Raw genomic sequence first — 20,613 nt, forward strand, 5'->3', positions numbered from 1 at the left:
CAGAGCGGTGAGGTTCCACCCGTACCCATCCCGAACACGGCAGTTAAGCTCACCTGCGTTCTGGTCAGTACTGGAGTGAGCGATCCTCTGGGAAATCCAGTTCGCCGCCCCCACTCATACAGAGCCCACTGGACTTCGGTCCAGTGGGCTTTTTTCATTTATGGCGAGTGGTAAACGCTCGCTCGCACACTACACAGACAGCGACCGCTCTCTCGGTCGCGTCTCTCATGTCGTCTGAGAGTGGCAACGCTCTCGTCGAACGCGCCGGTTCCGCCGACACCACTCCCGTTCGACCGTGACGGTGTTTCGAGGGGACCCGGACGGCCGTTCCGCTCGAAACTCGGCGAAATCGACAGACGAAGGCCCGATTTCGAACACGTTGATTGGGGTGAAATTCAGCGAAAACCGGGGTTACGATTCTCCCCTTTTACCGTATCAGGGTTAGAAGGGAGGGTTGCATGCGCGGCAGCAAACACCTCACCGTAGTCATGGTCGTTGCGATGCTCGCCGTCGCGATGGTCCCCGGGACCGTCGGTGCAGCGAGCACCGATGCCCTCCAGGTCGGCGTCACGCAGGACGCCGACACGGGCGACGCGACAGTGACCGTGACGCGGAACGAGACGGCCGTCGAGAACGCGACGGTCGTCGTCGAATCGAGCGGTAACTACTCCGGGAACGGAACGTACGCGACGGGCGCGAACGGCACCGTCGACCTCCCCAATCCGCAGGAGCGTGTGAACGCGACGTTCACCGTCACGGAGGGGAACAACACGACCACCGCGTCGGCCGTCCTCGTCCCGCTCGACGAGTCCCTCGACATCTCCGTCGAGGCTGACGACGCCAACGACACGCTCACCGCCACCGTCACCCAGTACGGCGACGCCGTCGAAGGCGCGTCAGTCATGGTCAACGGGAGCGCGTACGACAACGGAACGTACGAGACGGACGCGAACGGCACTGTCGAGGTTGCCGAACCGACGACCGCGACGAACCTGACGTTCGTCGCGATGGACGGCGACCTCACCGCGGAGACGACGGTCGCGGTGGAGGCTGACGACCTCAACGTCTCTGTCGAGGTTGACGACGCCAACGACACGGTCGTCGCCACCGTCACGCAGGACGGAGAACCGGTCGAGAACGCGTTGGTTCAGGTCAACGGGACCGACTACGCCGACAACGGAACGTACGAGACGGATGCGAACGGCACCGTAGAGGTCGCCGAGCCGACGACCGTGACGAACCTGACGTTCGTCGCGACGGCCGACGGCCTCACCGCCGAGACGACGGTCGCGGTGGAGGCTGACGACCTCGACGTCTCCGTCTCGCAGGATGAAAACGAGTCGGTCACCATCACCGTGACCGAAGACGGCGAGGCCGTCGAGAACGCCTCGGTCGCGGTCGAGGGCAACTACACGGACGCGGGCGAGTACGAGACGGACGCGAACGGTACCGTCGAACTCACCGCGCCCCTGCAGACTGTCACGGTCGACGTGACCGCCGAGTACGACGGCCTCAGCGCCGAGACGACCGCCACCCTGCAGGGTGAGGTCGCCGAGGACGACCCGTTCGGCCAGCTCGTCAGCCGGTTCGTCGAGCGGCTCAAGGACACGGGCGGTGACGGCCCCATCGGACAGGCCGTCTCCGACTTCGTGACCGAGAACAACCCGGGTAACGCGGACGACAAGCGTCCGGACCACGCCGGCCCGAAGAACAGCAGCGATGACGCCGACGGCGAGGAGGACGCACCCGGAAACTCCGACAAGGCCAAGAACGGTAACGCCGGTGGCCCGCCGGAGCACGCGAACAACGACAAGGCGAACGACGAGGACGAACAGCAGACCGCCGAGACTGAGGAGACCGACGAAGAGGAGACCGACGACGACTCCGACGACGAGTCAGAAGACGATGACGAGTCCAACGGTAACGGCAACGGCAACGGCAACGGCAACGGTGGTGGCCCGCCGGAGCACGCGAACAACAACTAACTAATCGAACACGGGTTCCCACGCATCAAGCGTGGGCTTGGGTTTCACCCTTCGTACGCGCCCGGGCGGGTACTGTGGACAGAGGCACCCCCAACATCTTACGCCCCTGACCGTGGTTGTCAGAGCACGACGGTCGGGCTACTCACTCGCCCGACGCGACTTTTTCTGTGGAAACGTCACCGAGCGCGCCGACGAGCGCGGGGTCGACGTCGAACCGTCGAACCGCGAGCCGTGCGCCCGCGACCACGAGGTCGTCGTCGACGCGGGCGGGCGCGCCGCTGGGATACCACGCCGAGTCGTCGGACGCGCGGACGCTCGACCGGAGCGACTCGCGGAGCCGACGGTGTGCGAACAGCGTCGAGACGAACGCGAGGGACGCCGCGAGCGTCACGCCGCCGCCGTCGAACTCCGTCTCGGTCGCTTCCGTTCTGGCCGTTTCGAGCGCGCCGGCGACGGCGAGCGACTGTCTCGCGTGGTCGCCGTCGGTGAGCGCGCGGGTGAGCGCGGCGTCCTGAATCTCTCGAATCGCGCTTGCTGTCGTCGGGTCGGTCATCGGAGGAGAGACGAGTTAGCTCACGCCCCGTCGAGCGGCGGCACGCGGAGCGTGTGGTCGACGACGGTCTCGTCCGGTCGCAGCGTCACCGTCCCGAGGAACACCGTCTCGCCCTCGGCGGCGTTGGTCGCGACGGTCTGAAGCGTCGCTCGTTGGTCGAGTTGCTCCCAGGTGACGCGCTCGACGAGGCGCTGGAACGCGTCGGGGTCGGTCCACCCCGAGTCGATATCGGACGGGACGTTGACCACGAACCGAAGTTCGGTCTCGGTGACGTGGATGCCGACGCGAAACGTGTCCGCGTCGGTCGAATCGTCCGGCGAGGGCTCGGTGGCGGCCGCGTCGGAGTCCGTGCTCGACGCGGGTGCGGTTTCGCTCGCCGTCTCGTCGGGGTCGGTCATGCCCGGCTGTCGGAGACGTGGAGACAAAGATGCACCGGACGTGAGCCGAAAGGCGAACCACGAGCGCGCGTCGTCGCCGACACCCCGGCGCGACCCGGCTACCGCGTGCCGCGAACCCGGTGACGGAGCCGCGTCTCCGGCGCTCGAACCGGGGTGTCGACCCCGGGGAACCGTCCTCCTCGACCCCGGTAGCGTGCGAATCTCACGCACACAGAGACGAACGTCGAACGGTTATTAGCGTTCGAGACACCAGTCCGACCAACGAATGAGTTACAAGATCGGTCTCGTCGGAAAACCGTCCGTCGGGAAGTCGAGTTTCTTCAACGCGGCGACGATGAACGACGTGCCCGAGGGCGCGTACCCGTTTACGACCATCGACCCCTCCATCGGCGAGGCGTACGTCCGCGTCGAGTGTGCGGCCCCGGAGTTCGACGAGTCGTGTACGCCCTCTGTCGGCTACTGCGACCACGGAATGCGGTACGTCCCGGTCAAACTCGTCGACGTGGCGGGTCTCATCCCCGGCGCGCACGAGGGGAAGGGCCTCGGGAACCAGTTCCTCACCGACCTCAACGAGGCGGACGTGCTCGTCCACGTCGTGGACTTCTCCGGTGAGACGGACATCGAAGGCGAGGCGACGGAGGGCCACGACCCCCGGGAGGACATCGACTTCCTCGAGAACGAACTGGACATGTGGTACCTCGGCGTCCTCGAGAAGGGCATCGACCGCTACCGCTCGGGCTACCACGGCGAGGACAAAGACATCGAAGTCGACCTCGCGGAGCAGATGTCCGCGTTCAAGACGAACAAGGACGAAATCAAGCAGATCATCCTCTCTCTCGGCCTGGAGCTCGACCCCGACGAGTGGGACGACGCGGACAAGGAGTCGCTCGCCCGCGAGATTCGAAAGCGGACGAAGCCCATCATCATCGCGGCGAACAAGATGGACAAGCCGGTCTCCCAGGAGAACTACGAGGAAATAACGGCCGACGCCGACTACGAACACCTGACGTTCGTCCCGACCTCGGCGCACGCGGAGAAGGCGCTGAAGAAGGCCGACGAGGGCGGCGTCGTCGACTATCGCCCCGGCGACGACGACTTCGACATCGTCGGCGGCGTGAGCGACGAACAGGAGGCGGGCCTCGAACAGATTCGCGAGTTCGTCGCGGAGTTCGGCGGCACGGGCGTCCAGCAGTCGCTCGAAAACGCGCTGTTCGACGTGATGGGTGCCATCGCCATCTTCCCCGGGAGCGCGAACGGCAAGAGCGACTCGCAGGGCGTCTTCCGCGACTGCTTTATCCTCCCCGAGGGCTCGACGACCGAGGACTTCGCGTACCACCTGCACTCGGACATCGGCGACGGCCTCCTCCACGGCATCGACTGCCACTCGAAGCGCCAGATCGGTTCGGACCACGAACTCGCGCACCGGGACGTGGTCGAAATCGTCTCGACGAACTGACTCTCTCGGACGCCAACCGCAACACCGTTATATCCGTGGCTGTAGGACCCGGGTATGGGTGAGGCCGAAACGACGGCCGCGACACTCGACGTCGAGATTGGGGGTCTCGGCGGCGAGGTGACGCTGGCCGACTTGTTCCCGTCGTCGTGGGTCGAGTCACATTGTCAGGCGGCATCGATTAGTGAATTCCTCGAAGAGAGCGGTTTCGCGGTCGCAGACCAGGAGTCCTTCGAGTCGATACCGGCCCACGAGTTGGACCGGTACGTCGACGCGAACACCGAGTTCGACGACTGGCAGGCGATGCTCTCCGCCGGCGTCGAGCGCTACGTGCTCGAACAGGCGGGGGCAGACGGCCCGACCGCCGACGCGGCCGCCGAGGTTGACGACGTCGGCGAAGTCGAGGCGGTCGAGGGGAGCGACTCGGCGGAAACCGAGACGGAAGACTCCCTCGAAGCCGGCGTCTGAACGCGGACGCGGGCGAGGGGCCGGGAGAAGGGAAGGAATCTCGGCTCAGGTAGTGCTGTTCTGTCCGGTGTCTTCGACGAGCGCAGCGCCGCGAGCGAGCGCGTCGTCCCACCAGTCGCATTCCCGAGCGTCGGCCACGGACAGCGGTGCTTCGGGTTCTTCGGGTCGTTCGCCGAGGTCGAGGCTCCACCACTCCACGTCGTGCCACGCGTCGTGTTTGTAGCCGACGCGCTCGAAACGGCCGACGCGCTCGAAGCCGAACGACTCGTGGAAGGCGATGCTCGCGGGGTTCGGGGTCGTGACGACGGCGACGGCAGAGACGTATCCCTGCCGTTCGAGCAGGTCTAAAAGCGCCGTGTAGAGGCCGCGGGCGACGCCGCGACGCTGAAAGTCCGGGTGGACGTAAATCGAGGTCTCGACGGCCCACTGGTAGGCGACGCGCTCTCGAATCGCCCCGGCGTAGGCGTAGCCGGCCACCTCGCCGTCGAGTTCGCAGACGAGCCACGGGTAGCCGGTCTTCTTCTCCAGTTTCGCTTCGAGGTCCGCGACGCTCGGCGGGTCGTAGGCGAACGAAATCGCGGTGTCCTCGACGAACGGCGCGTAAATCTCCCGAATCGCGGGGAGGTCGGACGCCGTCGCCGTGCGGAGGCGGACAGTCATGACTCAGGAGGGGTCACGCGGAGAGAAAGATGCGACGATGGCGGCCGGTCTCGCGGGTGATTCGGCTCGAGGTCGAACCGGCGCTCAGTCGCTCGTCGGCGCCGCGTCGAGGCCGTCGGCGACCGCCTGCGCCCGCTCGCGGATGTCGTCGGCGTCCGCGCGAACGTGTTCGCCCCCGTCGTAGAGCACGTCGCCGTCGACCATGGTGAACACCACGTCGTCGCCGTGGGCGGAGAAGACGAGGTGCGAAAGCACGTCGTGCATCGGCGTCGCGCGGGTGAGGTCGGTGTCGATACCGACGATATCGGCTTTCCACCCCTCGCGGAGCGCGCCGACCCGGTCGAAGCCGGCGGCCTTCGCGCCGTTGCGAGTCGCCATCTCGAAGACGGTCGCGGCCGGCGTGCTCGTCGGGTCGAACGAGTCGACTTTCTGGAGGAGGCTGGCCTGCCGCATCTCGGTGAAGGGGTCGAGCGTGTTGTTGCACGGCGGGCCGTCGTTGCCGAGGGCGACGTTGATGCCGCGGTCGAGGTAGTCCGGAATCGGCGCGATGCCCGACGCGAGCTTCATGTTCGACGACGGGCAGTAGGTGACGTGCGTACCGGTCTCGGCGAGCACTTCGCGCTCGGACTCGTCGGTGTGGACGCAGTGGGCGAGCACCACGTCGTCGCCGGTGATTCCGACCTCGTCGAGCCAGTGGATGTTCCGCATGCCCGTCTCCGCCTCGACGGTGGCGATTTCGTCGCGGTTCTCGCTCGCGTGGGTGTGGATGCGGACGCCGTCGTACCGGTCTGCGAGTTCGCGGACGCCCCGCAGACACGCCTCCGAGCAGGTGACGGCGAACCGCGGCGTGACGGCGTACCGAATGCGCCCGTCGAAGCCGTCGTGGTAGCGCTCGATGAGGCGCTCGGACTCGGCGAGGCCGGCGTCGGTGTCTTCCTGTAGTCCCTCGGGCGCGTTCGTGTCCATGAGCACCTTCCCGATTCGCCCGCGGATACCCATCTCGCCCGCCGCCTCGAACGCCTCCTCGGCGTGTCGGACCGAGAGGTGGTCGACGACCGTCGTCGTCCCGGACTCGATGCATTCGAGGTAGCCGAGCTCGGCGGCGACGCGCATCCCCGCCGCGTCGAGGCCGGCTTCCATCGGAAGCACGTGGTCGAAGAGCCAGTCGAGAAGCGACGTGTCGTCGGCGATACCTCGTCCGAGCGACTGTACCGAGTGGACGTGCCCGCCGACCAGCCCCGGCGCGATGACGTCGAACTCGCGTCGCTCGTGGTCCGGATACCGCTCTGTCAGGGTAGCGCGCCCTCCGACCGCGACGATGCGGTCGTCGTCGACGACTACGGCTCCCTCTTCGATGATAGTGGACGCGTCGGCGACCACGGTTCCCGCGAGTAACATCCTCGTGCGGGTAGACGACCGGGCGTGAAATAGGTGGTGACCCGGTCGCCGTCCGAGGTTGGTTGGAGTGAGCTTGCGGTCGGTGGCGGTGTGGGTGGTCGGGACCGGTTCTCGCGAGGCGAACGGACCCCGCGTCACTCCGACTCTTGTTCCGCCCGCAACTCCCTCACAATTTCGCTAGTATATGCTAACCAGTTCCGACCCGAGCGGTATCGCTCCAGAAATACTCGGAGAGAACCCCGAACACGCACGGGCGTGATTAGTACATGCTAAGTCAGTTCGCGACAGAGCGGAGACCGAATGCGCGAGTTCGAATTCGTCGTTCGCTTTTCCGAGGGCACCGACGAGCTGATGGACCTGTTTTACGAGTATCCGAGTTTGCGGTCCCGTTCGTCGGTCTGTTCGTCCACCGAGGACGTGATGTGGCGGGTCGACCACGTCGTCGGCACGCCGGAGGCGCTGTCGGCGTTCGAGGGGGTGTTCCTCGACGAGACGCGGTGCAACGAGTGTCTCGACGCGCCCGACTGCCACACCCACCGCGACTACCACGTCCTCGACCGGTCGGACAACTCGATGACCGTCTACACCTACCGCGAGGAGGTGAGTAACTGCCACTCGATTCCGCGGTACGTCCTCGAACACGTCGGACCGGGCGTCATCTTCGAATCGTCCCGCCGTGCGGGCGCGTACCGCTGGCGCATCCTCTACCCCGGCGACCACCCGCTCGGCGAACTGTACGAGACCATCGAGGCGCAACTCAGGGAGGGGCTGCAGCTGGACGTCGAACACCTCACGAGCGCGGGCAACTGGGACGCCGAAGCGCGTATCGCGGCCGACCTCTCGTCGGCCCACTGGGAGGCGCTCGAAACCGCCGTCGAACACGGCTACTACGAGCGACCGCGAAAGGTGACCGTCGAGGACCTCAGCGAGGTGCTCGACGTGCCGCGCTCGACAGTTCAGTACCGTCTGCGAACCGCCGAGGACCTCGTGATGTCGAAACTCGGCGACCGAAATCGGTAAGGAATCGACGACGCTCGGAAGCGGACGCTCGCTGCTCGAACCGTCATCGTATTTCGAACCGAACACGCTCGCTGTCGCTCGCGGTTCGAGAGTTGAGAGAAGTGCTCCGTCAGGGATTCGAACTCACTCGCAACGCGCTGCGTTGCTCGCTGCTCGAACCCTTCTGTTGCACCTCGGACTCGAACACGCTCGCTGTCGCTCGCGGTTCGAGAGTTGGGAGAAGTGCTCCGTCAGGGATTCGAACCCTGGTCATCACCGTGAGAGGGTGATATGATTGGCCGGACTACACCAACAGAGCACGTTGGTACATCCTTTCGTATTGCTCGTGATTGTAAAAGGCTGTCGCTTCAAATCGGGTATGATACCGACTGCCGTGTTGCGATTAGACGACCTGCTCGCCCTCGCGATACACCTGCTCGACCGTCCGCCACGCGCCCGCGTCCTCGCTCGGGTCGGCGTCGAGGACGACGAGGTCCGCGACGTAGCCCTCGGCGACCTTCCCCACGTCGTCCAGTCCGAGCAGGTCTGCGCCGCCGACGGTCGCGGCTTCGAGGGCCTCGGCGGGCGACAGGCCGTACTCGACGAGCAGTTCCATCTCGCGGAGCGCGTTCTGGCCGTGGTCGTTGAACGGCGTGCCCGCGTCGGTTCCCATGGCGATTTTCACGCCGGCGTCGAGCGCGTGTTCCCACGCGCCTTCGAAGCGCTCGACGGCGTCTTCGGCCTTCGCGACCGCCTCGGGCGGGATGCCGGCCTCGACGCCCGCCTCGACGATTTCCCGAACCGCCGAGGCCGTCGGGACCCAGTACGTGCCGTGGTCGACCATGAGCGCCGCGGCCTCCTCGTCCATGAACATCCCGTGTTCGACGCTCGAAATTCCCGCGCGGACGGCGTTCTTGATACCTTCCTCGCCGTGGGCGTGGGCCGCGGTCGGGACGCCCTTCGCGCTCGCGGCGTCGACGAGGGCGCGAATCTCAGCCTCCGTGAACTCGGGCGCGCCCGTGACCGCGCCGGTGGTGAGGACGCCGCCGGTCGCCATGCACTTCACCACGTCGGCGCCGCGTTTCAGTTGTTCTCGGGCGGCCTTGCGGACCTCGTTCGGGCCGTCGGCCTCCCGGCCGAACCAGTGGCCGTGGCCGCCGGTCATGGTGATGTTCTCCCCGGCGGCGAGGACGCGCGGCCCGTCGAGTTCGCCGTCGGCGACCGCGGCCTTCGCGCTCGTCGCGAGGTCGCCGGAGCTCCCGAGGTCGCGGACGGTCGTGACGCCCGCTTCCAGCGTCTTCCGGAGGTTGGCCGCGGCTCGGTAGCAGGCGCGTTCGACCGGCTCAGACTGGTAGGCCGCCACGTCGGGGCGGCCGTCCATCATGAGGTGGACGTGGGCGTCGACGAGCCCCGGCGCGACGACCGCGCCCGGGAGGTCCCGCGTCTCGCCGTCGGTCTCGTCGCCGACGGACGCGATGCGCCCGGTCGACTCGTCTATCACCACGTTCGCCTCGCGGGCCCCGTCGGCGTCGACGACCCGCACGCCGGTCAGCGTGAACATGGGTCTCTCAACCGAGCCGGACGACGTAAATCCGCGGGTGTCGGCGAGGTGGAACCGCCCGACAGCGAGACGGTCGACCAGTACGCGAAAAAACGGACCGACTCACTCGGGAACGACGTCGCCGACAGTGACCGCGTCGCCGACGGACAGCGTCTCGCCCCACGACGACTCCGGAACGGCGGTGTTGACCATGAGCCGGAAGTCGTGGTCGAACCAGTCGCCGCCGGACCACTCGGGGAGCGTCTCGCGGCGCTTCGTCATGAACGTCGTTCGGAAGTCGGGCGTCTCTTCGCCCGTGTCGGGGTCCCGGCTCGGGACGACACAGCGCTGGCAGGGGTTGACGCCCTCGAAGGCCGCGGCACCGATAGCGAACTCGACGACCGTCCCGCGCCGGTCGAACAGGTGGTCCTCCCAGAACGGCTCGGTCGCGTCTACGACGAGGTTCGGCCGGAGGCGACGGCGCATCTCGTCGGCGTCGACGCCGTCGAACCACGAGGCGACCGCTTCGAGCGTCCCCGTCGAGATGACCGTCGGCCCGCTGGCCTCGGTGTCGTCGGGGAACCCGCCGGCCGGGTCGCGCCGGAGTTCGACCGGGTAGCCGAAGTACGCCGAGAGCCAGTCGTCTGCCTCGTCTATCGGCCCGTCGTAGTCGGCCATCTCGGGGGCCGAGAGTTCGACCGTGCCGTCGTCGAGCGAGACGGAACTCCGGATGCGGTGGACCGCCCGCTCGCGCTTCCCGTTGACGTACTCGCCGTCCTCGTCGAAGATGGCGTACTCGCGGTCGCCGCGGAGCCCGCCGTTCTCGACGATATCGGCGGCGTCGACGAACTCGGCGTCGAGCGACTTCACGGGGTAGACCGCGATGCGGTCGAGCGTCACGGCCGCCGCTCCGGCGGTCGCGCCCGCTGCCGAATCCGTGGTCGCGTTCGCTCCCGTCTCGGCCGTCGCCGAGGTGCTATCGTCGTTCGGGCTCCCGTCCGTCATCTACTCCTCGGCTTCGTCCGCGTCGTCGTCCTCGCCTTCGGTCGCGTCGGCGAACAGCTCGGCGATGGTCTCCTCGTCGACGATTTCGTAGCCCGCCTCGGAGACGGTGACGAGATTCAGCTCGTCGCTCTCGATTTCGTCGTCGGCCGCGACGAGCGCCTGGACGGCGAGCGCGAGGCCGTCTTCGAGCGACAGGTCCTCGGCGTACCCGTCTTCGAGGGCGGCCTGCACGTCTTCGCGGTGGCCGCCGATGGCGACCGCCTTCCACTCTTGGGGCGTCCCCGACGGGTCGGTCGCAAAGAGGCGACCCGAGCCGTTCTCGACGCCGCCGATGAGGAGCGACGCGCCGTACGGGCGGGTGCCGCCGGACTGCGTGCTCTCCTGGATGTTGTCGGTGATGGTCTTCGTGAGCGTCTCGACGCCGATGGGCTCGCCGTAGCGCAGGTGCTCGCGCTGGGCGGTCGTCCGCGCGAAGTCGACGAGCTTCCGCGCGTCGGCGACGTGGCCGGCCGTGGCCGCGCCGAGCGCGTCGTCGAGCTTGTGGAGCTTCTCGATGCTTTCGGCTTCCATGAGTTCCGACGGAGTCGACCGGAGGGCCGCCAGAACGACGCCGTCGGCGGTGCGGACGCCGAGGACCGGCGCGCCGCGCTTGACGGCCTCGCGGGCGTACTCGACCTGATAGATGCGTCCGTCGGGGGAGAAAAGCGACGTACCGCGGTCGTAGGCCTGCTTGTCGTTTCGGTTCATCGTGCGACCTCCTCGCTCGCGTCGGCGACGTTCGTCATTACTCCGTGGTCAGTTCCGGAGGCGGAAAAAGCCTCCACACCCGGCATCGGTGTGGGGTTCACGTTCGAATCGCCGGGAAATCCGCGTTTTCAGACGAATCGAGGGCTGGAAGCCCCGTACTACGCTTCGACCACGTCCGCGTCGGGAGCGTTCCGCTTCACGCTCTCGATGCCCTGTTTCGCCTTCTGTTTCGACGCGTAGCCCTCGCCGGAGTCGGCGAGGATGTTCCCGTTGTCGTGGACGAGTCGCCACCGGTACTTGTCCGCCGCGTCGACGAACACCTCGAAGTGCGCCTTGCTCATACTCGGATACTGTTGTCAGCAAACAAAAGTGTACCCGCCAACGACGGGATTCGAACGCAGACCTACGCCGCCTCGGGTTCGAGCGCGTCGGCGTCGACCTCCAACAGTCGTTCCTCGCAGTCGTCACAGCGGACGACGAACACCTCCCACGAGCGGCAGCACGACTCGGCCGTCTCGGAGCCGAATCGAACGTCCCCGCCGCAGGCCGGACAGCGGTCGAGGTAGATGCGGAGCCCTCTCGCCAGCGCGCTCCGCTGTTCGCCCGTCAGGCGGTCCCAGTCGTCGAAGCGGTCGCCGAGGGCGGCGTCGGCGGCCACGTCCGCGACGAGCGCGGCGCGCGACTCCCACGTCCCGATGGTGGTGCCGTCGACGACCGCGACGAACCACCGGTTCCGAGACCGGGATTCCAGCGAGATGTCGTCGGCGTCGAGGTCGGTGAGGTCGGCGAGTCGCCGTCGAATCGTCGCGTCGTCGGTGCGCTCGATTTCGTCGTTCCACGCCGACTCGAACGCGGGGTCGAGGCGCAGTTCGTCGCCGCTTTCGTCCCAGTCGAGCGCGCCGGCCTCCAGGAGCGACGCCTCCACGTCCAACTCCTCGGCGGACTCGCCGCCCTCGTCTAACTGCCCCGCCTCGACCTGGTCGCTCGTCGATTCGGCGTCAGCGTCGTTCTCCGTCGCCGGCGCGGCCGGCGCGGCCGGCGCGGACCCGACGCGGGTCGGCGTCGGTTCCTTGTCGAACCATCGGAGGACCCGGTCGGGGAAGTACGTCTTCGTGAGCGTCGGCGTGCCGGGAATCAGGTAGCCGCGGAAGTAGATGGCACCCGCGAAGACGGCGAACGAGACGAGCGCGAGCGGCGGCCACGCGATGCCGAGCAACAGACTCAGCGCGGCGGCGATGACGACGTTCACGACGGTACACGGCGTACACCGGTTCTCGCCGGTGTACTCGGGCTGACGGAGTCGGTCTGCGAGTGTCGGTGTGGGCATAGCGAGGGGAAGCTTCGTTCCCTGTTATGAGGACTCACCCGTCAATAAACCTACCTATCATCTGTCACGAATCCCGCAGGTGAACGAACGTGACCCGTGGGGCACACAGACGGCACGTGACGACCCGCGACGACCCTTCCGATAGCACGCGTCACGCCCCGTTTATCGCTCCGGAACGCGTTTATCGGATATGGCCTCGTACTCCGCTGTCGCCCTTCTCGCGGTGTTCTTCGTCGGTCTCGTCGCCGGTGCCGGCGTCGTCGCCTACTCGCTTCCGACGGAGACGACGACCTCACCGACCAGTTCGATGACCACCGCGACCGGCTGTCTGCTCGCCGACGAGACCGCGCCCAGTTCGTGGGTCGGTCGGATGCCCGCCGGCGACCAGACGACCGTCGCGTTCAACCGGACCTTCACGCACGACGCGCCGAGCGTCGTCGTCCGCGGCGAACTCGACACGGCCGAAGACGGCGTCTACGTCTACCGAATCACGACCGCACCCGACGAAGACGGCGAGAAGGAGCCGTCAGACGACTGCGTGCCGCGCACGACCCTCGACGCCGTGGTCTCGGTCCCGAGCGACTTCGACTCGGTCACGGTCACCTTCGACGGTGAGGAGATGGTCCGCTTCGAGGCCGGTGACTCGTCACCGCTGTTCCGGACGCTCGAAGAATGAAGAGAGTAGGTACAACGGGAACGGCGAGTCTCAGCGCTTCGGTCGCTTGAACACGAGCGCCGTCTGTCCGCTGTTCGCGCCGGCACCGCGCGAGTCGGAAATCGTGTCCACGAGCTCCCAGCCGTCGCCGCCGAGGGAGTTGAGGGCGTCTTCCATCGGGGAGGTGTCGCCGCTGAACAGGCCGCCGTCGGCCGTGCGGACGATTTTGTACTCCCACTCGCCCGAGTCAGTCATCGGATTCCTCCGCGCCGCGGTCGGCCGCGTCGGGTTCCCGGTGTTCTCGGTGTCCCCGGCGCTCGTACGTGACGAACGAGAAGCCGTCTCGGTCGTCGCGGTCGGTCTCGACCCACCCGCCGCGGTCCCACTGGGGGAACCGCGTGTCGCCCTCGTGGGTCTCGTCGAGTTCGGTGCGAACTAGCCCCGCGGCGCGGGCGAGGAACTGCTCGTAGACGGTCGCGCCGCCGACGACGTACACGGTCTCGACGCCCATCTCGTCGGCCGCGTTCTCGGCTGCGGCGACCGCGGAGTCGACCGAATCGACCGCCTCAGCCCCCTCGGGGAGGTCGAGGTCGCGGGTCGTCAGGACGACGCTGTGGCGGTCCGGAAGCGGGCCGCCGAGCTGGCGGGCGATGCTCTCGTAGGTCTTGCGGCCCATCACGACCGGATGGCCGGTCGTCGTCCGCTTGAAGTGCTTCAGGTCCTCGGGAATATGCCACGGCATGTCGCCGTCGCGACCGATGACGCGGTTGTCGGCGACGGCGGCGACGAGGACGAACCGGACCGCGACGTCGCCCCCGGTTCCGGACCCAGCGGGCTCCTCGCCGCTCATTCGGCCACCGCGAAGCGAATCCCGTCGGCGGGGTCGTAGTCCCGGAGGACGATGTCCTCGAACGAGAGGTCTTCGAGCGGCACGTCGGCCACGTCGAGCGTGGGGCGCTCGCGGGGTTCGCGCGAGGCCTGCAGGAGCAGTCCGGGAACGTGGTCGTAGTCCTCCTCGCCCTCGGCCTCCTCGGGTGCCACGTCGAGGAGCCACTCGCGCACGTCGAGGTACCCTTCGGGGGAGTCCACGTCGGCGAGACGGGACTGGAGTTCGTCGAGGTGGTCGCCGTACCACGCGCCGCGCTCGCCGGTGCCGCAGTAGACGTGGGCGTCCACGATGGTGTGGGCGAACGACCCGAGTTCGAAGCCGGCGCGCTGGGCGACGACCTGCGCGAGGATGGCGTACGCCGCGAGGTTGAACGGGACGCCGAGCGCGATGTCGCCGGAGCGCTGGGTCAGATGGAGGTTGAGTTCGTCGCCCTGCACGTTGAAGACGAAGGTGTAGTGACACGGCGGGAGCGTCGAGACGGCCGCGTTCGCGGGGTGCCACGCGTTGATGACCAGCCGGCGGGAGTTCGGGTTCTCGTCGAGCGTGTCGAGGACGTACGCGAGCTGGTCGAACGTCCCCTCGTCGTTCATCCAGCGGTGGTCGTCCTCGGGCCACGCCTCGCCTGCAAGCCCCTCCTCGGGGACCGGATAGCGCCGCCAGAACCGGCCGTAGGCCGTATCGAGATGGCCGTCGTCGTCGGCCCACGCGTCCCAGATGCCTGTTTCCTCGCGCAGGGTGCGGATGTGTTCCTCGCCGGAGAGGTACCAGAGGAGTTCGTGGATGAGGGAGTTCCACCGGAAGCCCGAGAGGTCCTTCGTCGTGAGGAGCGGAAAGCCCTCCTGCAGGTCGACGGTGTAGTGCTTCGAGAAGCCCGAGATGGTGTCTACCCCGGTTCGGTTGGGTTTGTGTTGTCCGGTGCCGAGAACGTCTGTCACGAGGTCGAGATATTGGCGCATGAGAGGTGGCCTGGTTGGGTGTTGCTCTCGGTTGCGAGTTCTTTCGCTTTTCGGCTCAGCTCCGCAGCACCCACAACACGGAATAGCCCGCTTTTCGTACCTGTGCCCATGATTCGCAACCTCGCGCAGGGAATCCGGGTCTTCACGAGCAACGCCTTTCTCGTCGACGGCGAGACCACCGCGCTCGTCGACGCCGGCGCGAACTTCGACGTGGTGCCGAAGGTCCGCGAGTTCACGGAGTCGCTCGACGCGGTGTACCTCACGCACACGCACCCCGACCACATCGGAAACGTCGACGCCGTCCGCGACGCGTTCGACGTGCAGACGTGGGGTTACGACACCGGCAACCTCGCCGTGGACAAGCGCATCGACGACGGCGAGCGCATCCAAATCGGCGACGACGTGTACGAGGCGGTCCACACGCCGGGGCACAAGGACGACCACCTGTGCTTTTTCTCCCGCGGGTCGGGCGTCTGCTTCGCGGGCGACCTCGTCTTCGCCAACGGCGGCTTCGGCCGGACCGACCTCCCCGAGGGCGACCGCGGCGCGCTCGTCGAGAGCATCGACCGCCTGCGCGAGGTCGTCGGCGACGACCTGACCGAACTCCACACCGGCCACGGGCCGAGCGTCACGACTCGCCCGAGCGAGGACCTCGAACTCGCGGCGAAAGCGGCGCGGACGAGGTAATCCCACCGTAGCGACCGCTTCACTGTCGCACTTTCTGTGTGTGCTATCGGCTCGTGTAGCCGCCGTCGACGGTGAGCGCCTCGCCCGTCGTGAACGACGCGCCGTCGGAACAGAGCCAGACGACCGCGGAGGCGATTTCGTCCACGTCGCCGAGGCGGTTCATCGGGTGGAGCGACTCGATTCCCTTCCGCGCCTCGGGGTCGTCGAGGCCGCCCTCGCCGAGTAACGGCGTATCGACGAAGCCCGGACACACCGCGTTGACGCGGACGCCCTGTTCGGCGTACTCGATGGCCGCGCTCTTCGTCAGCCCGAGGACGCCGTGCTTCGCGGCGACGTAGTGGCTCGCGTTCGCGAAGCCGACCTTTCCGAGAATCGACGCCATGTTGACGACGACGCCCCCGCCGTTTTCGAGCATCGCGGGAACCTCGTGGCGCATCGACCGCCAGACGCCGTTGAGGTTCACGTCGATGACCTGCTGCCACTCGTCGAACGAGAGGTCGGCGGTCGGTTTCTGCGCGCCGCCGATGCCCGCGTTGTTGCAGGCGAAGTCGAGTCGGCCGTACTCGGAGACCGCCGTCTCGACCACCGCGGCGACGGCGTCGCCGTCTGTCACGTCGGTCTCGACGAACGTCGCCGTCCCGCCGGCCTCCTCGATTCGCGCGACGGTCTCCTCGCCGCCCTCGACGTCCACGTCGGAGACGACGACTCGCGCACCCTCCGCGGCGAACGCCTCCGCCACCGCGCGGCCGATTCCCGAGCCAGCACCAGTTACGACCGCGACTTCGGTGTCGAATTGAGCCATAGTACGCTATAGTCAACAACCACCTGACAGATAACCGTTTGTGCGACTCTCAGGTCGGGAGAACGTCGCGGGCGCCGACCAGTGTGGTGGGTGCGTGGCGGCGGTTACTCCTCGTCTTCTTCCGGGACGGCGTCCGGATGGAGGCCGAAGTAGCCCGGCTCGTCGCTCCGGGGGTCGTTGATGACGAAGTCCTCCTGGTTGGCGACGATCCACGGGATGGTCCACTGAACGATGCGGTTTTCGGTCTCCTCGCTGAGGTCGTCCTGCGGGGACAGCCCCTGCATCAGGCGGGCGATTTCGCCCACGGTGTACATGTAATCGGGGTCGAGGATGTCGGCGGGTTCGTACAGGAGATACCCGTAGAGGGTTTCGAACTCGTCTTTCGGCTTGGGCATACTCACGCTTCTCGGTCGACGGGCAAAACCCCGACGACCGCGGGCAGCGAGCGGCCGGCGGCGTGCTGGTCGACGGCGGGCGTCCGTCGCCCGTGCGACCGCCAGCGACCTCATGAGTAGGCTTATCAGGCGCGACGCGAGACCCGAAGCGATGAGCGACGCCGCTGCACGACTGGTTGAGACCTTCCGAGACTTCGGTGGGGACGACCTCCGAGACCTCTGGGTCTTCGACCATCACGGGTACGAACACCTCTATCTGAGAGAGGACGTGTCCGACGCCATCGGATGCGTCGACATCTCCCGATTCATCGACAACGAACGGTTCGGCTACATCACGAGAGACACCTACGAGACGCTGTACTACGCCGACTACGGCTACACCGTCCGCGGATTCGACTCGTTCGAGCAGTTCCGAACGTTCCTCGGCGACCGTCCCGTCGGCATCTTGGCCAGCTTCGACCGCGGCACCGACGGCCGGGATTTCGCCGCCCTGAACGACCGAGTCTGCGAGCTGAACGAGGCGTTCGACGGAGCGGAACTGTTCGACGACGCGGCCGCCCGTGACCGACGGCCCTGAGAAGGCGACCGTACCCGCGAGAGACGACCCTCAGCACTCGATTCGACGCGGAGAGCGCCGCCGCTGGCGACGTCGCGTCCGAAAGAAAAGTCGGGATGTACCGGGTCTACTCGAAGAGTTCGACGGCTTGGTCGTAGCGGGCGGCGGGCTCGTCCCAGTCGACGACCTCGAAGAACGCGGAGACGAAGTCGCCGCGGGCCGGGCCGTAGTCGTGGTAGTAGGAGTGTTCCCAGACGTCCAGCGCGAGGATGGGGTGGGAGCCCCAGAGTGCGCCCTGGTCGTGCTTGTCGACGACGACGTTCCGAAGCTGGTTCGAGAACGAGTCGTAGACGAGAAGCGCCCAGCCGCCGGCCGCGCCGGCCGCCGCTTCGAATTCGCCCTTCCAGGCTTCGTAGGAGCCGAAGTCCTCCGCGATACGCTCTGCGAGCGCGCCCTCGGGCTCGTCGCCGCCTTCCGGCGACATGTTCTGCCAGAACAGGTCGTGCAGGATGTGTCCCGAGCCGTTGTGGGTGACGTTGCGGAGCGCGCCGGCGGACGAGCCGAACTCGCCTGCTTCGCGGTTCTCGGCGAGGGTCTCCTCGGCCGCGTTCCAGCCGTTGACGTAGCCCTGATGGTGGGTGTCGTGATGCCACGTCAGCACCTGCTCGGAGATGTGCGGTTCAAGGGCGTCGTACTCGTACGGAAGCGGGTCGAGTTCGTAGCTCATAATGTGTAACCTCCATATCACGGGTCGGGCGGAATCCTGTTAAAACTTGAGGAGAGGTATGCTAGCACAAACCACGACGTGCGGGTCGCTGTCGGTCGATTTCTCCGATTCGAGAAACTCCGCTTCGCGCGAGCGTGTCAGCCGTCGAACGGGTCCGTTCGGCGCTCGTACTCGATTTCGGTCGAGACGGCGTCGGCGATGTCCGACCCGAACTCCCGTTCGACGACGTGCAACGACAGGTCCAGTCCGGAGGTGACGCCGCCCGCGGTGAGCACGTCGCCGTCGTCGACGACGCGGGCGGAGACGACTTCCGCGGCCGTCTCGCGGAGGTCCGAGAGTGCGCCGCCGTGGGTGACCGCGGGGCGGCCGTCGAGGATGCCGGCGCGGGCGAGGAGCATGCCGCCGGTACAGACGCCGGCGACGGTGGTTCCGGCCTCGTGGAGCGCCGCGATGGCGTCCGGAATCTCGCCTTTCTCGGCTTCGGCCCACGCGCTCTGTGCGGCCCGGGAGTTCCAGCCGCCGCCGGGGACGACGAGGAGGTCCGGGCGGTCGGTCTCGGGGTCGAGGACGCCGTCGACGCCGACGCGCATCCCGTGGCTCGCGGTCACGAACTCGCGGTCGGAGAGCGCGACGAGTTCGGCCTCGCAGTCGGCCCCGGCCGCGCCGGCGTTCTGGAACACTTCGAACGGCGCGACGGCGTCGAGTTCGTCGAAGCCGTCGTAGAGGATGATAGCGACCTGCATGCTTGCGGAGTCGGTTTCCGGGGAGAAAGTCGTTCGCGCCGCGGCGACCGAGGGCGGAGAACGGAAGCGGCGGTCGAGAGCCGCCGCCGTCGCGACCGTCGGTCAGTCGTCGCCGCGGGCGGCCTCGAACATCGAAATCGCCCGTTCGCGGCGCTCGGAGTGGTCCACGATGGGCTCCGGGTAGTCGGGCGCGAGGCGCTCGCGTTCGAGGTCGGTCAGCTCGTGCCACTCGTGGATGGTGTTGGCCGTCACGTCCGATAGCTCGGGGACGTACCGATTGATGTACTCGCCGTCGGGGTCGTAGCGCTCGCCCTGCGTCATCGGGTTGAAGATGCGGAAGTACGGTTGGGCGTCGGTCCCGGTCGAGGCGGCCCACTGCCAGCCGCCGTTGTCGTTTGCGGTGTCGTGGTCCGCGAGGTGCTCGCGGAAGTGCGCGTAGCCGTGTCGCCAGTCGCACAGGAGGTCCTTCGTGAGGAACGACGCGACGATCATCCGGACGCGGTTGTGCATGTACGCCTCCTCGCGGAGCTGTCGCATCCCGGCGTCGACGATGGGGTAGCCGGTCTTCCCCTCCTTCCACGCCGCGAGTTCCTCGGCGTCGTCGCGCCACGCGATGTCGTTTTCGTACTCCTTGTAGTTCTCCGTGACGACGTTCGGATGCTCCCGGAGGACGTGGGCGTAGAACTCCCGCCACGCCAACTGCGACTGGAACTCCTCGACCGACTCGTCTCGCTCCCCGCCGACGCCCTCCCGGGCCGCCGCGGTCGCCGCGTACACCTCGCGGATGCCGATGGTCCCGAACTTGAGGTCCGTCGAGAGCCGCGACGTGGCGTCCCGCGTCGGGTAGTCGCGGTCGTCGGCGTAGCGGTAGATGGCGTCCGCACAGAACGCCGAGAGGCGCTCGCGGGCCGCTTCGGTCCCCGCCGACTGGACCGCGGCCGACGGCTCCTCGAAGCCGAGGTCCGACATGGTCGGTAGGTCGCCGGCGGCGACGTCGAACTCGGCGTCACCGAGCGCTTCCACCGCGGTTTCGAGCGTGTTGGCGTCGGCGAGGTCGTCGGCGTCCGGTTCCGGATAGGGCTCGGGCTTGTCGCGGTCGCGCCACTTCTTCCAGAAGTAGGTGTAGACGGAGTAGGTGTCGCCCGCGTTTGTCGTAATGCTCCCCGGCGGGTGGAAGATGGCGTCGTGGACCGGCTCGCGGCCGACGCCGGCGTCGTCGAGGGCGAGTCGCACGTCGGCGTCGCGCTCGCGGGCGAGTCCGGAGTAATCGATTCCCCAAGTGGCTCGCTCGGCGTCGAGCGCCGCCGCGACCGCCGGGACGACGGCTCGGGGGTCGCCGCGGGCGACGAGCAGGTCGCTCCCGCGCTCTCGGTACGCGCCGCGGAGTTCGGCGAGCGCGTCGAGTAAGTACCTGACGCGGGGCGCGCCGGCGTGGTCGAGCACGTCCCGGTCGAAGACGAAAAGCGGGGCGACGGGGCCCGCCTCGGCGGCCGTCGCGAGGCCGCGGTTGTCCGCGACTCGCAGGTCCCGGCGGTGCCAGTGCAGTTGCATAGCCGCGCCTCAGGACGGCGGCCATGTCAATGTAGCGGCAGTCCGACTCCGACGCGAGAGCGAAGCCGCCTAACCCGTCCGTTCGAACGAACTTAATCGGCCTACGGCTCGGGAAACGG

General features: G+C 67.4%; 24 protein-coding genes, 1 tRNA gene and 1 rRNA gene. 8 read left to right on the top strand and 18 right to left on the bottom strand.

Translation table 11 applies throughout. The features are described 5' to 3' along the window. Positions 1–113, top strand: a 5S ribosomal RNA gene (gene rrf / locus C5C07_RS09090); the annotation flags it as partial. Positions 114–458: 345 nt separating this feature from the next. Further along, entirely contained in the window at positions 459–1,985 is a 1,527-nt protein-coding gene (locus C5C07_RS09095) for a hypothetical protein (RefSeq protein WP_115804953.1), read from the top strand. Between the two features lie 142 nt (positions 1,986–2,127). On the opposite strand, the gene C5C07_RS09100 is transcribed toward C5C07_RS09095, so the two are convergent. Further along, positions 2,128–2,538 carry a hypothetical protein gene (locus C5C07_RS09100; protein WP_004974233.1) on the bottom strand — a complete coding sequence of 137 codons (411 nt, stop codon included), beginning with the start codon at positions 2,536–2,538 and terminating at the stop codon, positions 2,128–2,130. A gap of 20 nt (positions 2,539–2,558) precedes the next feature. Next, complete coding sequence (locus tag C5C07_RS09105; RefSeq protein WP_050459839.1) at positions 2,559–2,936, bottom strand: hypothetical protein; 378 nt, start codon at positions 2,934–2,936, stop codon at positions 2,559–2,561. Positions 2,937–3,201: 265 nt separating this feature from the next. Between C5C07_RS09105 and C5C07_RS09110 the strand changes: the two genes are divergently transcribed. Both C5C07_RS09110 and C5C07_RS09115 read left to right on the top strand, forming a co-directional pair. After that, the gene (locus tag C5C07_RS09110) at positions 3,202–4,392 is read left to right on the top strand and encodes a redox-regulated ATPase YchF (protein ID WP_115804954.1); all 1,191 of its coding nucleotides are present in this window, start codon (positions 3,202–3,204) and stop codon (positions 4,390–4,392) included. Between the two features lie 54 nt (positions 4,393–4,446). Then, complete coding sequence (locus C5C07_RS09115) at positions 4,447–4,857, top strand: hypothetical protein (protein WP_004974241.1); 411 nt, start codon at positions 4,447–4,449, stop codon at positions 4,855–4,857. A gap of 45 nt (positions 4,858–4,902) precedes the next feature. Here the strand turns inward: C5C07_RS09115 and C5C07_RS09120 are convergent, their stop codons facing one another. Next, positions 4,903–5,517, bottom strand: coding sequence for a GNAT family N-acetyltransferase (locus C5C07_RS09120; RefSeq protein ID WP_004974244.1), 615 nt, complete (start codon positions 5,515–5,517; stop codon positions 4,903–4,905). Between the two features lie 84 nt (positions 5,518–5,601). Then, positions 5,602–6,915 carry a 5'-deoxyadenosine deaminase gene (locus tag C5C07_RS09125; protein ID WP_050459838.1) on the bottom strand — a complete coding sequence of 438 codons (1,314 nt, stop codon included), beginning with the start codon at positions 6,913–6,915 and terminating at the stop codon, positions 5,602–5,604. A gap of 300 nt (positions 6,916–7,215) precedes the next feature. Between C5C07_RS09125 and C5C07_RS09130 the strand changes: the two genes are divergently transcribed. Then, positions 7,216–7,935, top strand: coding sequence for a helix-turn-helix domain-containing protein (locus C5C07_RS09130; protein WP_004974252.1), 720 nt, complete (start codon positions 7,216–7,218; stop codon positions 7,933–7,935). 223 nt (positions 7,936–8,158) lie between these two features. On the opposite strand, the gene C5C07_RS09135 is transcribed toward C5C07_RS09130, so the two are convergent. From C5C07_RS09135 to C5C07_RS09160, 6 genes are all read right to left on the bottom strand, one after another. Beyond that, positions 8,159–8,233, bottom strand: a tRNA-Glu gene (locus C5C07_RS09135). Positions 8,234–8,317: 84 nt separating this feature from the next. Further along, the gene (locus C5C07_RS09140; RefSeq protein ID WP_115804955.1) at positions 8,318–9,475 is read right to left on the bottom strand and encodes an amidohydrolase family protein; all 1,158 of its coding nucleotides are present in this window, start codon (positions 9,473–9,475) and stop codon (positions 8,318–8,320) included. A gap of 102 nt (positions 9,476–9,577) precedes the next feature. Further along, the gene (locus C5C07_RS09145; RefSeq protein ID WP_115804956.1) at positions 9,578–10,459 is read right to left on the bottom strand and encodes an MOSC domain-containing protein; all 882 of its coding nucleotides are present in this window, start codon (positions 10,457–10,459) and stop codon (positions 9,578–9,580) included. Beyond that, complete coding sequence (gene psmA2, locus C5C07_RS09150; protein ID WP_004974258.1) at positions 10,460–11,206, bottom strand: proteasome subunit alpha; 747 nt, start codon at positions 11,204–11,206, stop codon at positions 10,460–10,462. It lies immediately after the preceding gene. Positions 11,207–11,364: 158 nt separating this feature from the next. Continuing rightward, positions 11,365–11,547, bottom strand: coding sequence for an HVO_2922 family protein (locus C5C07_RS09155; protein WP_004974266.1), 183 nt, complete (start codon positions 11,545–11,547; stop codon positions 11,365–11,367). Positions 11,548–11,609: 62 nt separating this feature from the next. Further along, positions 11,610–12,533 (bottom strand): hypothetical protein, encoded by a 924-nt coding sequence (locus C5C07_RS09160; RefSeq protein ID WP_115804957.1) that lies wholly within the window; start codon positions 12,531–12,533, stop codon positions 11,610–11,612. 190 nt (positions 12,534–12,723) lie between these two features. On the opposite strand from C5C07_RS09160, the gene C5C07_RS09165 reads away from it, so the two are divergent. Continuing rightward, on the top strand, positions 12,724–13,209 hold the full coding sequence (locus tag C5C07_RS09165) for a hypothetical protein (RefSeq protein ID WP_115804958.1): 486 nt from the start codon (positions 12,724–12,726) through the stop codon (positions 13,207–13,209). A gap of 30 nt (positions 13,210–13,239) precedes the next feature. On the opposite strand, the gene C5C07_RS09170 is transcribed toward C5C07_RS09165, so the two are convergent. From C5C07_RS09170 to thyA, 3 genes are read right to left on the bottom strand one after another with little or no spacing between them, the layout of a single operon-like run. After that, the gene (locus tag C5C07_RS09170) at positions 13,240–13,443 is read right to left on the bottom strand and encodes a DUF4177 domain-containing protein (RefSeq protein ID WP_115804959.1); all 204 of its coding nucleotides are present in this window, start codon (positions 13,441–13,443) and stop codon (positions 13,240–13,242) included. Beyond that, complete coding sequence (locus tag C5C07_RS09175) at positions 13,436–14,038, bottom strand: dihydrofolate reductase (protein ID WP_115804960.1); 603 nt, start codon at positions 14,036–14,038, stop codon at positions 13,436–13,438. The genes C5C07_RS09170 and C5C07_RS09175 overlap by 8 nt, the downstream gene beginning before the upstream one ends. After that, positions 14,035–15,033 carry a thymidylate synthase gene (gene thyA / locus C5C07_RS09180; RefSeq protein WP_115804961.1) on the bottom strand — a complete coding sequence of 333 codons (999 nt, stop codon included), beginning with the start codon at positions 15,031–15,033 and terminating at the stop codon, positions 14,035–14,037. Before thyA ends, C5C07_RS09175 begins: the two co-directional genes overlap by 4 nt. A 108-nt stretch (positions 15,034–15,141) precedes the next feature. On the opposite strand from thyA, the gene C5C07_RS09185 reads away from it, so the two are divergent. Next, the gene (locus C5C07_RS09185) at positions 15,142–15,720 is read left to right on the top strand and encodes an MBL fold metallo-hydrolase (RefSeq protein ID WP_115804962.1); all 579 of its coding nucleotides are present in this window, start codon (positions 15,142–15,144) and stop codon (positions 15,718–15,720) included. A gap of 43 nt (positions 15,721–15,763) precedes the next feature. On the opposite strand, the gene C5C07_RS09190 is transcribed toward C5C07_RS09185, so the two are convergent. After that, positions 15,764–16,522 (bottom strand): SDR family oxidoreductase, encoded by a 759-nt coding sequence (locus tag C5C07_RS09190; protein WP_115804963.1) that lies wholly within the window; start codon positions 16,520–16,522, stop codon positions 15,764–15,766. Between the two features lie 104 nt (positions 16,523–16,626). Next, positions 16,627–16,917 (bottom strand): DUF5827 family protein, encoded by a 291-nt coding sequence (locus C5C07_RS09195; RefSeq protein WP_008094761.1) that lies wholly within the window; start codon positions 16,915–16,917, stop codon positions 16,627–16,629. A gap of 151 nt (positions 16,918–17,068) precedes the next feature. Here C5C07_RS09195 and C5C07_RS09200 point away from each other — a divergent pair, with 151 nt between their 5' ends. Continuing rightward, on the top strand, positions 17,069–17,494 hold the full coding sequence (locus C5C07_RS09200; protein WP_004974280.1) for a hypothetical protein: 426 nt from the start codon (positions 17,069–17,071) through the stop codon (positions 17,492–17,494). Between the two features lie 106 nt (positions 17,495–17,600). On the opposite strand, the gene sod is transcribed toward C5C07_RS09200, so the two are convergent. The 3 genes from sod to C5C07_RS09215 form a co-directional block, all read right to left on the bottom strand. Then, positions 17,601–18,200 carry a superoxide dismutase gene (gene sod / locus C5C07_RS09205; RefSeq protein ID WP_058826155.1) on the bottom strand — a complete coding sequence of 200 codons (600 nt, stop codon included), beginning with the start codon at positions 18,198–18,200 and terminating at the stop codon, positions 17,601–17,603. Positions 18,201–18,337: 137 nt separating this feature from the next. Then, a complete protein-coding gene (locus C5C07_RS09210) occupies positions 18,338–18,943 on the bottom strand; it encodes a DJ-1/PfpI family protein (protein WP_004974285.1) in 606 nt (201 codons plus the stop codon). Positions 18,944–19,045: 102 nt separating this feature from the next. Further along, positions 19,046–20,494, bottom strand: coding sequence for a deoxyribodipyrimidine photo-lyase (locus tag C5C07_RS09215; protein WP_115804964.1), 1,449 nt, complete (start codon positions 20,492–20,494; stop codon positions 19,046–19,048). Positions 20,495–20,613 lie beyond the last annotated feature (119 nt).

Source organism: Haloferax sp. Atlit-4N, from assembly GCF_003383025.1.
GTDB classification, from domain to species: Archaea; Halobacteriota; Halobacteria; order Halobacteriales; family Haloferacaceae; genus Haloferax; species Haloferax gibbonsii.